The organism is Ureibacillus xyleni (genome assembly GCF_900217795.1).
GTDB lineage: Bacteria > Bacillota > Bacilli > Bacillales_A > Planococcaceae > Ureibacillus > Ureibacillus xyleni.
This window is the reverse complement of the sequence record NZ_OBMQ01000014.1, coordinates 1-15878: the sequence shown is the minus strand read 5'-3', so window position 1 is coordinate 15878 and position 15878 is coordinate 1. Positions and strand designations below refer to the sequence as shown.

Annotated in this window: 14 protein-coding genes; 4 read left to right on the top strand and 10 right to left on the bottom strand. The window is 35.9% G+C overall.

Translation table 11 applies throughout. The features are described from left to right. Positions 1 to 2229 carry a formate C-acetyltransferase gene (gene pflB / locus CRO00_RS16395; RefSeq protein WP_097074753.1) on the bottom strand — a complete coding sequence of 743 codons (2229 nt, stop codon included), beginning with the start codon at positions 2227 to 2229 and terminating at the stop codon, positions 1 to 3. Positions 2230 to 2553: 324 nt separating this feature from the next. Here pflB and CRO00_RS20585 point away from each other — a divergent pair, with 324 nt between their 5' ends. Together CRO00_RS20585 and CRO00_RS20350 are read left to right on the top strand one after the other, a co-directional pair. Then, the gene (locus CRO00_RS20585) at positions 2554 to 2676 is read left to right on the top strand and encodes a hypothetical protein (protein WP_272914324.1); all 123 of its coding nucleotides are present in this window, start codon (positions 2554 to 2556) and stop codon (positions 2674 to 2676) included. 54 nt (positions 2677 to 2730) lie between these two features. Beyond that, complete coding sequence (locus CRO00_RS20350) at positions 2731 to 2868, top strand: hypothetical protein (protein ID WP_202615697.1); 138 nt, start codon at positions 2731 to 2733, stop codon at positions 2866 to 2868. A gap of 539 nt (positions 2869 to 3407) precedes the next feature. Here the strand turns inward: CRO00_RS20350 and CRO00_RS16390 are convergent. Continuing rightward, the gene (locus CRO00_RS16390) at positions 3408 to 4664 is read right to left on the bottom strand and encodes a hypothetical protein (RefSeq protein ID WP_097074752.1); all 1257 of its coding nucleotides are present in this window, start codon (positions 4662 to 4664) and stop codon (positions 3408 to 3410) included. Continuing rightward, complete coding sequence (locus tag CRO00_RS16385; RefSeq protein WP_097074751.1) at positions 4661 to 6205, bottom strand: phage tail tape measure protein; 1545 nt, start codon at positions 6203 to 6205, stop codon at positions 4661 to 4663. Before CRO00_RS16385 ends, CRO00_RS16390 begins: the two co-directional genes overlap by 4 nt. Positions 6206 to 6462: 257 nt before the next feature. On the opposite strand from CRO00_RS16385, the gene CRO00_RS20580 reads away from it, so the two are divergent. Together CRO00_RS20580 and CRO00_RS20345 are read left to right on the top strand one after the other, a co-directional pair. After that, positions 6463 to 6585: a hypothetical protein gene (locus CRO00_RS20580; RefSeq protein ID WP_272914323.1), complete on the top strand. Its 123-nt coding sequence runs from the start codon at positions 6463 to 6465 to the stop codon at positions 6583 to 6585. A gap of 34 nt (positions 6586 to 6619) precedes the next feature. Beyond that, positions 6620 to 6757 (top strand): hypothetical protein, encoded by a 138-nt coding sequence (locus tag CRO00_RS20345; RefSeq protein ID WP_202615696.1) that lies wholly within the window; start codon positions 6620 to 6622, stop codon positions 6755 to 6757. A 156-nt stretch (positions 6758 to 6913) separates the two neighbouring features. Here the strand turns inward: CRO00_RS20345 and CRO00_RS16380 are convergent, their stop codons facing one another. The 7 genes from CRO00_RS16380 to CRO00_RS16350 form a co-directional block, all read right to left on the bottom strand. Further along, positions 6914 to 7738, bottom strand: coding sequence for a methyl-accepting chemotaxis protein (locus CRO00_RS16380; protein ID WP_097074750.1), 825 nt, complete (start codon positions 7736 to 7738; stop codon positions 6914 to 6916). Positions 7739 to 7913: 175 nt separating this feature from the next. Further along, complete coding sequence (gene ptsP / locus CRO00_RS16375; protein ID WP_097074749.1) at positions 7914 to 9635, bottom strand: phosphoenolpyruvate--protein phosphotransferase; 1722 nt, start codon at positions 9633 to 9635, stop codon at positions 7914 to 7916. 14 nt (positions 9636 to 9649) lie between these two features. Beyond that, positions 9650 to 9916, bottom strand: coding sequence for a phosphocarrier protein HPr (locus CRO00_RS16370; protein WP_097074748.1), 267 nt, complete (start codon positions 9914 to 9916; stop codon positions 9650 to 9652). A 61-nt stretch (positions 9917 to 9977) separates the two neighbouring features. Next, the gene (locus CRO00_RS16365; protein ID WP_097074747.1) at positions 9978 to 11855 is read right to left on the bottom strand and encodes a PTS fructose transporter subunit IIABC; all 1878 of its coding nucleotides are present in this window, start codon (positions 11853 to 11855) and stop codon (positions 9978 to 9980) included. A gap of 4 nt (positions 11856 to 11859) precedes the next feature. After that, positions 11860 to 12777: a 1-phosphofructokinase gene (gene pfkB, locus CRO00_RS16360; protein ID WP_097074746.1), complete on the bottom strand. Its 918-nt coding sequence runs from the start codon at positions 12775 to 12777 to the stop codon at positions 11860 to 11862. 265 nt (positions 12778 to 13042) lie between these two features. Then, positions 13043 to 14125, bottom strand: coding sequence for a hypothetical protein (locus tag CRO00_RS16355; RefSeq protein ID WP_161946716.1), 1083 nt, complete (start codon positions 14123 to 14125; stop codon positions 13043 to 13045). 88 nt (positions 14126 to 14213) lie between these two features. Next, complete coding sequence (locus tag CRO00_RS16350) at positions 14214 to 15797, bottom strand: tetratricopeptide repeat protein (protein ID WP_161946715.1); 1584 nt, start codon at positions 15795 to 15797, stop codon at positions 14214 to 14216. Positions 15798 to 15878 lie beyond the last annotated feature (81 nt).

Here is a 15878-nt window from a genome sequence, read left to right as displayed (position 1 = left end):
TTACATACTTCCATGGAACGTACGATTAATCACATCGATTTGCTGTTCACGAGTTAACTTAATGAAATTCACCGCATATCCAGATACACGAATCGTCAATTGAGGGTATTCTTCCGGATGTTCCATTGCATCAATTAACGTTTCACGATTAAGCACGTTCACATTTAAATGGTGACCTGTTTGTTTTGTATAGCCATCAAGCATTGATACTAAATTATTCACTTGAGCTTCCGAATCTTTCCCTAATGCTTTCGGTACAATAGAGAAAGTATTCGATATTCCATCCATCGCATAAGCATAAGGGATTTTCGCCACAGTTGATAGAGAAGCTAATGCCCCTTTCGTATCACGTCCGTGCATCGGATTTGCTCCCGGTGCTAATGGTTCTCCAGCACGACGGCCATCTGGGGTATTCCCGGTTTTCTTACCATATACAACGTTTGAAGTAATCGTTAAAATTGATAACGTATGAACGGAATCTCGATATGTTTTATGTTTGCGCAATTTTGTCATAAAGGATTTCACAAGATGTACTGCAATGCTATCCACACGATCATCATTGTTTCCGTATTTCGGATAATCTCCTTCTACTTCAAAATCAACTGCCAAGCCATTTTCATCACGAATTGGTTTTACTTTTGCATATTTAATAGCACTTAGTGAATCCGCCACCGAGCTTAACCCAGCAATTCCGGTTGCCATTGTTCGCAATATTTGCGTATCGTGTAGTGCCATCTCAATGCTTTCATAAGAATATTTATCATGCATGTAATGGATAATGTTAAGTGTATTAATATACAGCCCTGCCAACCATTCCATTGTTTGTTCAAATCTTTTCATTACTTCATCATAGTCTAAAACCTCTGAAGTAAGAGGCGCGGTTTCAGGACCAACTTGTATTTTATGATTTTCATCGATGTTGCCATTAATTGCATATAACAACGCTTTTGCTAGATTTGCGCGGGCACCAAAGAATTGCATTTGTTTTCCGATTTTCATCGCGGATACACAACAAGCAATTCCATAATCATCCCCATATTCAGGACGCATAATCTCATCATTTTCATATTGAATCGAACTTGTTTCAATGGACATTTTTGCACAATATTTTTTAAAGTTTTCTGGAAGACGATCTGACCATAAAACAGTTAAGTTCGGCTCTGGTGAAGGACCTAAATTACTTAACGTATGCAAGAAGCGGAAAGAGTTTTTCGTAACAAGGGATCTTCCGTCGTTCCCCATACCGGCAATCGATTCTGTTACCCACGTTGGATCTCCACTATACAACTCGTTATACTCGGGCGTTCTTGCAAATTTCACTAATCGCAGTTTCATGACGAAATGATCCACAATTTCTTGAACTTCTTCTTCTGTGATAACACCGTTTTTCAAGTCTCTTTCGATATAAATGTCAAGGAATGTTGACACCCTTCCTAAACTCATAGCTGCACCGTTTTGTTGTTTGATTGCGGCTAAATAAGCAAAGTAAAGCCATTGGAATGCTTCTTTTGTATTCGTAGCAGGTTGCGAAATGTCAAATCCATAACTTTTTGCCATTTCTTTTAATTGTTTTAACGCTCGATATTGCTCACTCATTTCTTCCCGAAGCTGAATAATATCGTTGGACATAATATTTGACGTGTTATTAAAGTCTTTTTGTTTTTCTTCCATTAGAAAATCCACACCATATAACGCAACCCGACGATAGTCTCCGATGATTCGTCCTCGTCCATAAGCGTCTGGTAGGCCTGTAATAATTCCAACATGCCTAGCTTTTCTCATTTCTGGCGTATAGGCATCAAAAACACCTTGGTTATGGGTTTTTCTATATTCCGTAAAAATATGTTGCATTTCGTTGTCCACTTCAAACCCGTATGAATTTGCAGCGTCTACTGCCATTCGGATACCACCAAAAGGCTGAAGTGATCGCTTAAATGGTTGATCTGTTTGAAAACCAACAATCTTCTCAGTTTCTTTATTCAAATAACCTGGCCCGTGAGATGTGATGGTCGATACAGTTTTTGTATCCATATCGAGAACCCCACCATTTTCACGTTCTTTTTTAGCCAATTCCATTACCTTTTGCCATAACTCTTTAGTAGCACTTGTTGGACCAACTAAAAAAGTATCGTCCCCAGTATATTGGGTATAATTTTTTTGAATAAAATCTCGAACGTCGACTTCTTCATTCCATTTACCTTTTTTAAAACCTTCCCATCCTGCAAACATGACATCAACCTCCTAAAATCGGCAAACCAATATTGTTACAGTGTTAAAATTTTATTTTTCCCTTTTGATTGTTTTGAATGCATTCAAAAATTGCCCAATAATTCTCGTCACGATAGATTTTTAACCAAAATGTGTGGAGTTTTTGTAAAAATTTATGTAAACGTAATCATTATGAACGATATGTGAAATCATTCACTAGCTATTTCCTTTTCTGTTTTTTGGGTGTACAATGGTCTCAAGTTGATATACAACACAGATGAAACAACCATTAAAAAGCCTATTGTGTTATATAACAAATAGGCCAATTCTAAGGAGAGAATAAAAATGTGGGTAGTGACAATCTTTGAAAAAAACACGGTTCGTATGTTTGAATTTTTAAGCCAAAAAGAGGCAAACAAAAAGTTAGCGAGTGTTAAAGGTTCTGCCATTCTTTCCTTTACAAAATAATTCTAATAACACTTTGTTTTGATGATAAATTACTATTTTAGGAGGAGACCATCTATGTGGGTACTAACAATTTTTGAAAAAGACAATGTCCGTATGTTCCAATTTGAAACAAAAGAAGAAGCTCAAAAAGCACTTGAAGCAACAACTCAACCTGCGATCATTTCTTACACGACTTTATCTTTAGCTGCATAAAAGCGAAAAATAAAAGTTTCCGTAGAACAATAAAAGACTAAAAACACCGTTCCAAAAAGACGGTGTTTTTCTGTATCTATTTTTTCATATGTATTAAAACCAACTATAAATTTGTATAATAATTAAAGTTATTTGCTATAAATAACTTTTTACTCATCTCAACATTTACTTCTTCTAAATTATTTGAATCTTTTAATTCAAACACCCGTAGATTTTTTAGAAAAGGCTGTAATTTATTTTCTTAACTACTCTGCTTCCCACTTTCATCAAAGCAAATGATTAATTCAGATGATGTTATGTCAGGGTTCATGGAAGGGATGTCACCTACTTTTCTTGACAATTGGTATAATCGTTTGCCATAATGTATATATTAATAGATAAAGATACGCTTGACTCATGTCACTCGTTACATGCGTTGGCGTAATAGATAAAGGAACTCATGTCATTCGTACATGCGTTCCTTTTTATTTGAATTATATAACAATTACAAAAACGAAACAAGTGTTCTAATTTGTTAACATATTTATCCTCATACAGTATTATAGCTTCTTCTGCAGTTCCCTCATCGTTTTTTCAACGCTTAACAGTTCACTTTGTATGCTGTATCCATGAATTCCTGACTTCATTAAGACCGCAATTAATCTTTCAAAAGTACGGATCGGATCTTTCTTTATTTCATGCTCAATGGATGTTAATTCCTTATTCATATTGTGCATAAATTGAAGTTTTTCTTGGTGAAAACTTTCCAAACATTCTATTGGTTTATTGTTTTTACTTTTTTGGAGAACATCCCGCCACTTTTCTTCTTTAATCGCCGTTTTCATATTCAATTGTCGTTTCATCACAACAACTAAATCAGATAAACTTGTTTCAAACTGTTGAAATTCATGTTTTGCGAGTAATTTCTTTATTTTATTTGTTACACGTGTACTTTGTTTTAGCCCAACATAAGCTCCTACAATAGGCAACACGACAACAAAAGCTCCTGAAGAAAAGATTGCACTCGCTGCAAATGTGAAAGCTGCTTGTCCAGCTGCGGCTAATGATGCGCGACTCGTTGTATCAATCACTACATTCCGTGCTGCTAGTTGCAAAGGTAGTTGCTCTTTTACAACGCGCCTTAAATTATAGAAAGAACTAACGCCTGCTGAAATCCAAGGTAGCTCAAAATCAAGCATGTCCTCTGCATGGGATAAGGTAGATTTTGTTGCATCAATTACTTCTTCCCTCGTCACACCAGCACTGTAAACATTTGGGTTATCTGCATAATGCTTAATCAACTCGTCATTTACATAAACCGGAATATCCGGATAACGCTCTAGATGTTCATCAACAATCCCTTTATTACTTCCACATTTCACTTGGAACTTTTCACCGTCAACCAATATATCCCAACCCGCTTGATTTGATGTCTCGGGAAACTGCACATCGTATCCAGCTGCTTCTAATTTTTGCGCAATCATTTGTTCTGCCACATATCCTTGTAATTGCGCCATATCCCCTGAAGCTAAATCAATGTCGATTGATTTTGCAAATTGAGAAAGTGAAAAAAGCGAACTTAAATCCTCGCTACGTGCAAAATCGATACCTTCAACTACCACTGGATTAATCATGATAAAGTCATATAAAAATTCTCCAGCACTAATTCCAGCAATAAGATCCGTTTGTTCTGATTGATGAATATTTCCAAATAATTTTGCACCTTTTCTTTTCTTTTTATTGCTTACTGAGCAATCTAAAGCCTGTTCAAATTCACCATTCCTCCAATGATTCCAAAACTGATCATTTTGAATCATACAATATCACCTAAACCATAAATGTCTTTTTGAAGAACACGTAATTCCTGTTCATTTTGGCGAAGTAGAGTATTTGTTTTTGATACTTCCTCTTCTAAAATCATTTTCTGATCTCTTAACTTAGTAAGTTTTTCGTCAATCGCCTTTCTCTCACCCATAATCGTCTGCGCTTCATTACATTCTTTCTTCAAATTCTCTGGACGAATCGTAATAACTTCAATTGCTTGTTGTATCTTAAACTGTTGGATTTGTTTATTACATTTTTTTATGTCACTTTCATGGGAGAGATTCGAAAACATGCCGCTTACCTTATCAAAAAATGCATTCTTCTGTTTGTTTCTTCTTATTGAATCTTGTTTATCCCGTATTTCAGACTCTAAATTCTCGATGTGCAATTTTCGATTTTTATAGGATTCCGTCATTTCATGTTCATTTACAAGAGTTAACATATTGGCTATTTTGTTTACGATTCGATCATATATATTGTTATACTGCAAAAGTTGTTGATTACATTCAGCTATGTTTTTTTCAGTTGTTTTTAAAGTTTCGGACATATTTGTATGTTCATTTTGATACTTTGATATAGTTTCTACTAATCGATTTTGCTTATGATAATGTTTTTCCCACTCCTGAATGAAAGAATCATACCCATACACTTTTGAATCGTCTAATAAAATGGGGAGCATTAATTGGACAATCCCCATTTGAAGTAATGTTTTCTTCACTTTATTACTTTGTGTGAACATCATCACTCCACTTGCCCCACCAATTAACATCAATCCAATAGGTCCTGTAATAACCGACAATACAGAAGTTGCCGTCATATAAACGCCAAATGGTAAAGTTAACCCTATTAAACTAGCAGTACCAGCAATTAGAGATGTTAACGTTGTATAAGCTGCAAATCCAGCAATCTCTACAATTACGGCTAACAACACGGCACTACCTTGTGTAGCAATGACCTTTTTGATCGTGGAATTTGTAACAGCATCAATATTTAATTTGTCTTTTATTTTTTCTTGCTGCTCTATAGGTAGAGATTCAATAAACTTTTCAATTTGATCCGCAAAAGTATCTTCTTGGTCGGGAGTTAGATTACCAAGCTCCCCACCAATCGATTCAAATATTTTTTGCATTTGATACAATGCTAATTGACTATCAACAGGCAAATTTTCATTACGAGATACAAAGCTGTGATAGTTTTTGTCTTTCTTTAGTTGATAGGCATGTGCTTTTTGTAAAACTTCCCCACATTTATTCTCAATTTCATAAGATGTGTTGTAGTGTGATCCTGCTAAATCGAATTCTCTCGTCATATGTAAAAACAATTCTAAACGCAATTTATTATCGTCCACATGTTTTAGTTCATCAATTTTCTGTTCCAATTGTTGTTGCGAATGATCAACCTTCTTATCGAAAAGATCCTTTGTTTTATTTGCGATCATATTTAAAATTCCTGTATCCATTGCAAGAACATAAATTAATCGTAATTGTTCCCCACTTGCGGCCATTAATCCTTGAGCTAAAGTTTTACCTGCCATAAATTCGCCCCCATTCTAAAGTAATTATACACCAGCACCACGAATCTTCCCTACACACAAAATATTGTGGCGTTTTTGTAAAAATTTATGGAAACGTAATCATTATGAACGATATGTGAATTAATTCACTAACTCTTTCTTTTTCGATTTTTTGGGTGTACAATGGTCTCAAGTGATATATAACACAGATAGTACAAACGTTGATAATCAACACGTGTTATATAACAAAAAGTATGCATTTTAAGGAGAGAGTGAAAATGTGGGTAGTGACAATCTTTGAGAAAAACACGGTTCGTATGTTTGAATTCGTAAGCAAAACAGAGGCTAACAATATGCTAGCTAGTGTCAAAGGTTCTGCCATTCTTTCCTTTACAAAATAGATTTGGAGATTAAACAATATTAGGAGGCTATACTATGTGGGTACTAACAATTTTTGAAAATGACAATGTTCGTATGTTCCAATTTGAAACTAAAGAAGAAGCTGAAAAAGCACTTGAAGCAACAACTCAACCAGCAATCATTTCTTACACAACATTATCTTTAGCAGCATAAATCGTTGAAAGGAACGCATGTTACCCCCTACATGCGTTCCTTTTCCGTTTTACTCGTATTCTTATCTACTGTGATATGGATTTCTTGTAAAGGTTTTGCATTGGTTCATTAAAAATACAGCTACCAAAATTAAAAAGTAGCTGTACATGGAATTTTTTATTTTCTAATATTACTCAGATTCATTAGCTTTTGCCCAACAATGTTAAGGCTAGTATATGTGTGGCTCATTTGTTGCATGTTGGCTGTATATTCCTGTGTGAAGGATGAAATTTGGGCTGTTGAGTTATTAATATATTCAATTGAATGCTTAATATTTTCCAGTTCTTTCGTGATGGTGTCGGCGCTTTGGTTACTGTCTTGAGCCATTTTTTGAATTTCATTTGCTACAATTGCAAAGCCCCTACCATGAACCCCTGAACGAGCTGCTTCGATTCCTGCATTAAGCCCTAAAATTTTTGATTTTTGTGCAATGTCTTTTACGGATTTGACAATGGAGTTAATTTGTTGAATGTCATGGGTTGCAGTTTCAGCTAAATGAGAAAGTTCCTCTAATTGTTTTGAAACATTAACACTTGCATTTGTTAATTCCTCAGTTGTAACGGACATTTCTGCAACAGAAGCAGATAGATCGTTCGATACATGTCGTAATTCGTTAATCGTATCATTGGAAATGACACCCGTACACACACCAACCACTTGTCCATTATCGAAAATAGGAACAGCAGATGCGATATAAGCAAAACCAAAAAGTTCCGGGCCACGCTCCTCACGAATATGCTTTCCACTTTTTAATGCATGGACACTTGTTGTATTTATGTGTTGTTCGACAGTTTCCCCAACTTTAATCTTTAAATCTACTGTTTTCCCCGCTTTATATCCTACTACTTTCTCAGTATCGAAAATAAGTACGCAAGCATCTTCAGGATAAGTTAGTTGGTATGTATCGATTGCGTCTACTACTGCTTTTAGTTTTGCATTCATTAGATCCCCTCTTTCCCTTTGTCTAAAATTTCACCGCCGCTAGTCAATTTATAAGAAAATACTCATCTGTATTTTCCTTCCATATCTATTTTAACATAATTAGTTTAATAGGAATACTCCCCAACAAATTGAAAAAGAGCACAATGCAGGAGAATTGTACTCTCTTTCTTGTATTTTAGCCCCTTAACACATTGGATGTTATAAATTGTTTAACCTCTTCCGCATTTTTCATTACTAAAGTTTTTTCTGCGATTGACATCATATCGGCACGAGATAAAGTTGAAATTTGGCTTCTTGCTTTTAAGATGGACGTTGCGCTCATGCTAAATTCATCTAGTCCGAGTCCTAATAAAATCGGGATGGCTACTTCATCTCCAGCCATTTCTCCACACATTCCAACCCACTTGCCATGGTTGTGCGCGGCATCAATTACATTTTTTATTAAACGTAAAATGGCTGGATTGTATGGCTGATATAAATAAGAAACCCTTTCATTCATTCGGTCCGCTGCTAATGTATATTGAATTAAATCATTGGTACCAATTGAAAAGAAATCAACTTCTTTGGCGAACACATCTGCCATGACTGCTGTTGAAGGGATTTCCACCATGATTCCTAGTTCAATATTTTCCGCAACTTGAACACCCATTTGTTGAAGTTGCTCCTTCTCCTCTAAAAGAATTGCCTTTGCATCACGAAACTCATCTAATGTTGCAATCATTGGAAACATAATTTTTAAATTTCCGTAAGCACTCGAACGAAGCAGTGCGCGTAGCTGGGTACGGAACATGTCTTGCATACTTAAACAAAGACGGATTGCACGAAAACCGAGAAAAGGATTCAATTCTTTCGGTAAGTCAAGGTAATGCAGTTCTTTGTCGCCACCAATATCTAACGTGCGGACAACAACTGGTTTACCTTCCATACTTTCTAACACCGTTTTGTAAGCTTTAAATTGTTCTTCTTCTGTAGGTAATTGTGAGCGTCCCATGTATAAAAACTCAGTACGGTAAAGTCCAATTGCTTCCCCACCGTTTTCGAGAACACCTTGCACATCTGCTGGGGTGCCGATATTTGCTGCAAGTTCTACTTGATGACCATCTGTTGTTATGGTTTTTTCATTCTTTAATTTTGCCCACTCTATCTTTTGGTTTTCAAATGCCGCTTTTTTCTTTGCGTATAATGCGATTTCTTTTTCTGTTGGATTTGCAATCACTTTTCCTTCAAGGCCATCTACTATCACGAGCATGTCATTTTCAATTTGTGCCATCACGTTTTTCGTTCCTACGACAGCTGGGATTTCCATGGAACGCGCCATAATGGCAGAATGAGAGGTACGACCTCCAATATTTGTTGTAAACCCTTTCACATATTGGCGATTTAGTTGTGCAGTATCGGATGGGGTTAAGTCCTCTGCAATAATGACCACTTCTTCTGAAATCATATTTGGACTAGCTACCTGTTGCCCTAAAAGATGTCCAGTAAGTCGCTTTGTAACATCCCGAATATCTGCTGCCCGTTCTCTCATATATTCATTATCCATATTTTCAAACAACCCGATAAACATGGCAGCCACTTCCTTAAGAGCAAATTCAGCATTTACCGAATCATTCGTCACTTTATCTTTAATCGGTTGTATAAACTCCGGATCACTTAAAATAAGAAGATGTGCAGCAAAAATTTCAGCTTTATCTTCCCCCAGCTTTTGGCTCGTTTCTGCTTTAATCCCTTCAAGTTCAGTTTTTGTTTTGTCCATCATCATTTCAAAGCGACGTATTTCTTCCGCTGTATTTATGATACTTTTTTTCTCTACATGGAGTTCTTGATGTTGCAATTTGAACGCTTTGGCAATGCATATTCCGGGAGAAGCTGCAATTCCTTCAATCATAATCGACATATTGAATTTCTCCTTTATTCAGCAAGACCTTCTTTTTTCATAATGTCATCCATTGTTTTAATCACTTGTGCTTCGTCTTCACCATCAGCCGTAATTTTAATGGATGCCCCATTTGGAATTCCAAGTGCCATGACCCCCATAATTGATTTTAAATTGGCCTGTTTTCCTCTATATTCTATTTTGACATCTGATTTAAAGTTTGTTAATGCCCCAACAATTACCGTTGCAGGACGAGCATGAATTCCTTGTTCACTTGTGATGGTATAGTTTTTTTCAGTCATATTGATTCCTCCAATTTTTTAAGTTCTATATCATAATCGACAGGGATACAATCGTTCATTCCTATTTCGCAACAGTTGGTCGTTTCACAATTCCTAAAATGATAGCTGAAACAATTGCGCCTATGACAATTGCTAGTAAATACAGCAACCAACCGCCTTCTACTAGTGGGATAACAAATACTCCTCCATGTGGTGCACGTAAACCGATACTAAACATCATCGACAGTGCTCCAGCTATTGCGGAACCAACCATAAGAGACGGGATGACACGAATTGGGTCTGCTGCTGCAAATGGAATCGCACCTTCTGTAATAAAGGATAACCCCATAATGTAGTTGACCTTTCCTGCTTCTTGTTCTTGTTTTGTAAATTTTCTTCTAAAAATAGTAGTTGCAATCGCGATGGCTAACGGAGGAACCATACCAGCTGCCATAATTGCCGCCATTGGTTCATATACACCATTTGCTAAAAGGCCTGTACCAAATACATAAGCGGCTTTGTTTACTGGTCCACCCATATCAAATGCCATCATGAGACCGAGCACGATTCCAAGTAACACAGCATTACCTGTTCCTAATCCGGCTAACCATTCCGAAATCGCTGTGTTTAATGCGCCTACTGGTTTATTGATGACGTAATACATAATTAAACCGGTTAGTGCAATCCCTAACAATGGATAAAGCAATATCGTTTTTATCCCTTCAATAGATGAAGGTAAACCAGAAAGTAGTTTTTTTAATCCTTCCACTAAATATCCAGCTAAAAATCCGGCAACAAGACCACCTAAAAAGCCCGCACCGCCACTTGCAGCAAGCATTCCTCCCACCATACCAGGAGCAAAACCCGGACGATCGGCAATACTACTAGCGATAAAACCAGATAGCACTGGAATCATTAAAGCAAAAGCACTACCTCCACCGATTTTGTTCAATGCCTCAGCAAATGGATTGTAGGTAGGGTCATTCGGATCTGCTGCGTGAATCCCAAACATAAAGCTAATGGCAATTAAAATCCCACCACCTACAACAAATGGAAGCATGTTTGAAACACCATTCATCAAATGTTTGTAAATGGTAGAACCAATTCCTCTTCTGCCCTCCGTTGTTTCATTGTTCGTTGTATTTCCACTGCCTTTATATACAGGAGCGTCTTGGTTTAATGCCAGTTCAATTAATTCTTGTGGTCTACGAATTCCATCAGCCACTGGAGTTTCGATGACATGTTTTCCATTAAAACGGTCCATGCCTACGTTTGTATCGGCCGCAACAATAACCGCCACAGCTTCTTGTATTTCTTGTTGTGTTAGAACGTTTTTCGCACCACTCGAACCTCTTGTCTCTACTTTGATGTCTACTCCCATTTCAGCGGCTTTTGCCCTTAATGAATCCGCTGCCATGTACGTATGGGCAATCCCAGTTGGACACGCCGTAACCGCAACAATAAACTTTTGCTTCCCTTCCATCGTTTGGTCTTCTTCTTCGTCTTCCGTGTCGTATCGATTCACAATGTCGATTACATCTTGTTCGGAAGATGCTTCTAACAGCTGTCTGCGAACATCTTCAATTAGTAAGATAGAAGATAGTCGTGACAAAGCCTCAAGATGGGTATTATTTGCTCCTTCTGGGGCCGCAATCATGAAGAACAGATAAGCAGGTTGTCCATCGAGGGACTCAAAATTGACTCCATCTTTAGAGCGCCCAAAGCAAATGGCCGCTTCTTTTACTGCTTTTGTTTTCGCATGAGGAATGGCAATCCCTTCTCCTATCCCTGTTGTACTTTGCTGTTCCCTTGCTAAAATTGCACTTTTGAACTCTTCTTTATCTGTTAGTTTCCCAGCAGAATATAGGACATTCGTTAATTCTTCTAAAACCGGTTCCTTTTGTTGACTATTTAATGAAAGGGCGATGGTATCTTTTGTGAGTAATTCTGTGATTTTCATGATGCTAGTCTCCTTTTTCCAGTTTTACTTGTGGTAGTAGGCTTTCAACTTTTTCTTTTGTACATAACCCGAGGGAAAAAGCCGTGGCACTTCCAGAAGCAATGCTAAAACGGAAAGCTTCTTCAATTGATTTTGTTTGCTCATAGGCTGCAAGAAAACCTGCCACCATGGAGTCTCCTGCGCCAACTGAGCTTTTCACTTCGCCTTTTGGTGCGCTTGCTGTGTATACTGCCGAGTTATTTACAAAAACAGCGCCACCCCCAGCAAGTGACACAATTACATTTTGTGCCCCCATAGTAATGAGCTCCTTGGCATGTGGGACAGCTTCATCGATTGACGTTATCTTTGTATTGAACAACTGCCCGAGCTCGTGATGATTTGGTTTAATCAGAAAAGGTTTAAAGTAAAGCGTTTTTTTAAGCAGTTCCCCTTCTGCATCAACGACAAATCTGGTATTGTTGCGTGAACAAATTTCTACAAGTTCTTCATATGTAGAAGGTGGCAATGAAGACGGGATACTCCCGGATAAAACGAGCGTATCGTTATTAGTTAAGTTATGAATTTTGCCCTTTAATGCTTCATAATTTTCTGGTGTGATCGTTGGGCCTTTTGCATTGATTTCTGTTTCTGCCGTTTCGGATTTGAGTTTCACGTTAATTCTTGTATCTTCATGAACTTTGATAAAGTCTGTTGAAAGATGTTGCGTTTGTAAAAAGCGTTCGATATAGTCTCCTGTAAAACCACCAATAAACCCAAGTGCCGTACTGTGGACACCTAAACGATGGAGCACTTGCGTAACGTTAATGCCCTTTCCACCTGGGAGCTTTTCTTCGGTTTTCGTCCGATTTAAACCACCTAAATGCACTTGGTCAACTTCAATGACATAATCAATGGATGGATTTAGGGTTACTGTGTAAATCATAAATAAGCCACCTTTTTGTATGACAAAATTGATTTCCTTAAAAAAATAGTGTTTCCTTTTTTGCCGAGTCTACCCGTCAAATTTTAAAGTGTGGGATTTCCCAATGATTGTGTCGGATTTCCCAGCAAAAGCGTCCGATTTCCCAATAAAAGTGTCCGATTTCCCAAAAGACAAAAAGAAAACACCGTCCACATTTGAACGGCGTTACTAAATCCTATGCTCTTGCTCTCCTCCAAAGCTATAGTTTTAAAGTATTCAAAAACTATTATAAATCCTTATAAAAGAATTTTTGAAGATATTCCAAGTCCATTTCATAAGCATTGATTGCTTTGCTAAAATCTCCATGTACTCCGTTTTTCTTATAGGAATTTTGGAGTAGCCAATGAATATGCGATTGGATTTTGGATAGTGGGATATGTTTCATTGCAGTTTGTAATGCTACTCGTCGCTGTTCTATTGTTTTGTTTTTAAGTTCATATCCATACTTTCTGACTTCACTACATTTTTCCCATTGCTTTGTATCAATCTGATTATTTGATATTGATGGCTCCGGTTCAATCAATGCTGGAGATTTTAGACCATTGCTTTTCGCTTGATAATATTCTTTGAGTGCAGTTACCTTTTTCTTCATTTGTGTGTGGTTTGCAAGGTTTACATAGAACTCCCAAGTTGGTAAATTCTCTTCCTTAACCCAACGATTGATTATATCCCAATGGCTCGCTAAGTAATCCAAATATTCTTGTATCAGTTTAGGACAATAATAACTAACAATAAAAAATAGTTTTAATAACCAGTAGTCGTTACGAAGATCAAAAATCTTATTCGTTAGATTGTAAATATTTTGTTCCAATAACTGGGGGAAGATAACAAAGCTTAATTTTAAATTTGGCTGATAGGAGAAGATTTCAAAATAGATTTTTAGATGAACTTCTGTAGAGTTCTTTTTTAAAACCTCTTTACTTAACCCAGTTAAAACTTTTTGATACTCTTCCTGCATCTCTTCAGTTATCTCTTTCACCTCGTCTAAATTCTTTTCCGTTATGTACTGTTGGCAGTAAAAAGTAGCAAGGTCTGCCCTATTAGTTTTAAATAAAAGCGTAATTAATTTGATCAGCTCAAGATAAGTTAATTTAGGACAGCTCATCTCAGAGAAAATTTCATAGTACCCAGCTACCTCTTCGTCCATAGTTGGAATAAGATTGTTTAAAATAAACTCAACTTCTTTTTTGTCGACTGAATTGGCGATTCTTTTTTGATACTTTCTTACTAGTTGCTTTAATTTTGTGTTTTCTTCTTTTACTCTTGTAAACTCATCTACAGAAATGTTCATCCAATCACCAAACCTCAAAAATTTAATATTACTTCTATTTTATCATCAAAAACGAAAGAAAGCGCAACATACAAGACTAAAAAGCATCTTGTACATTGCGCGCTAATCACCAGAATAAAAACTTTTTCTTCTTTGTTTTTTTGGATAAATCTTTAATATTATCGATAATCTCTTGATTCGCTTCGATCATCTCCATATCAATGTGAATATCATTTTCTAATAAATAGTGGAAATACTTATCCGCTCTTAATGCTCCTTTTAAAGCATTTTCAAAGTCGTCTATATGATAAAGTAAAGCACTTCTATAATGAATTATATAGCTTATATCTTTTAAACAATCCAAATCTTCTGTGACCTGATCAATAACAGCTTCAATAAAATTATTATACGTGGCTAATGCTTCAGCATATTCGCCTAGTTCTTCCAAAATTGCTGCTTTTTTAAACGATGGAATGAAAAGTTCCTTAAGACGATCTTTTTCATTTATATCCAATACTAGTTCAATTAGCTCGTCTAAAACCTTAACTGCTTCAGGTAGTCGTTGCATTTTTTCTAAAACATGACTTTGAGCTAATAGTGCTCGAATTGTTACATCAAAAATATCATCTATTGCTTCATTTTCTTCATATAAATTATCAGAAACTAGTTCAAGCAATTCACTATAATCTCCAAATGCATCCTGATATCGTTCCAAATCCATAAAACTATTTCCTCGATTTAACAGGCTTTTTAAAAGAAGATTGAGATCAGTGAAATCATTATTTTCGATATTTTTTCTTATAATATTAATCAATAAACTATAGTCATTTATTGCTTCTTTTATTCTACCTTGACTTTTATAGTAATTTGCTCGACGATTCAAACTCTCTGTTAAAAAAATTGAATTAAACTCTTTTTCCTTTTGATAATAATCTAAGCATATTGTAATAATTTCTGTATAGTCTTGAATTGCATTCTCATATTGTTCTAGTTCCCAATAAAGGTTGGCGCGTATTCTATAATCGTAGCATAATTCAGATAAATTCGGTTCATCTAAAGTTCTTTCTAAATAAATATTTTCAGTAAAGTCATTTATAGCATGTTCGAGGTCTCTGAATTCAATATGGAGTAATTTTCCTCTATAACGGAATAGTTCTGCCAATGAGGATTTTACACTCAAAACTCCTTTATCCAATCGTAATTTTTGAATATTAATAGCAGCACTAATATCTATTAATGCTCGTTCAAAATCGCCTACATCCCGATTGATAATGTATCGTCGAATATACATTTTATCAATGATACCATCTTCAATACTGAATTCACCATCTTCAATCAATTGATCAACAATATATATTAATTCATTACAAATATCTAGTAACACATGCTCATAATTTTCGATTTGGCTTAGAATTTCAAAATATCCATCTAAAGCTGAAAAATAACAAAGTTTATTTTTAATTTCACCATTAATCGCAAATTTTTTCTGAACATACATTGAATGACTAAAATCTTGCATGGCTTCCATAACTAATTGTTTTTCTATTAACAAATCGGCTCTTTTATTTAATGCAATTGGATAAAAATTGACCTCTTCTAATCGATTTTCAGCTTCCATTTTTTCGAAGAGTTTAATTCCTTCCGTTAACTCACTTAATGCTTCGTCAAAATATTGATGTTCGTCATATTCTAAATAACTCAAACTTCGCACATAAATAATTAGGTTCAATAGTTGATGCTATTTGGTTCTTCTCGATTTCAATAAGAACCTTGACATACTTTTTTTAGATAC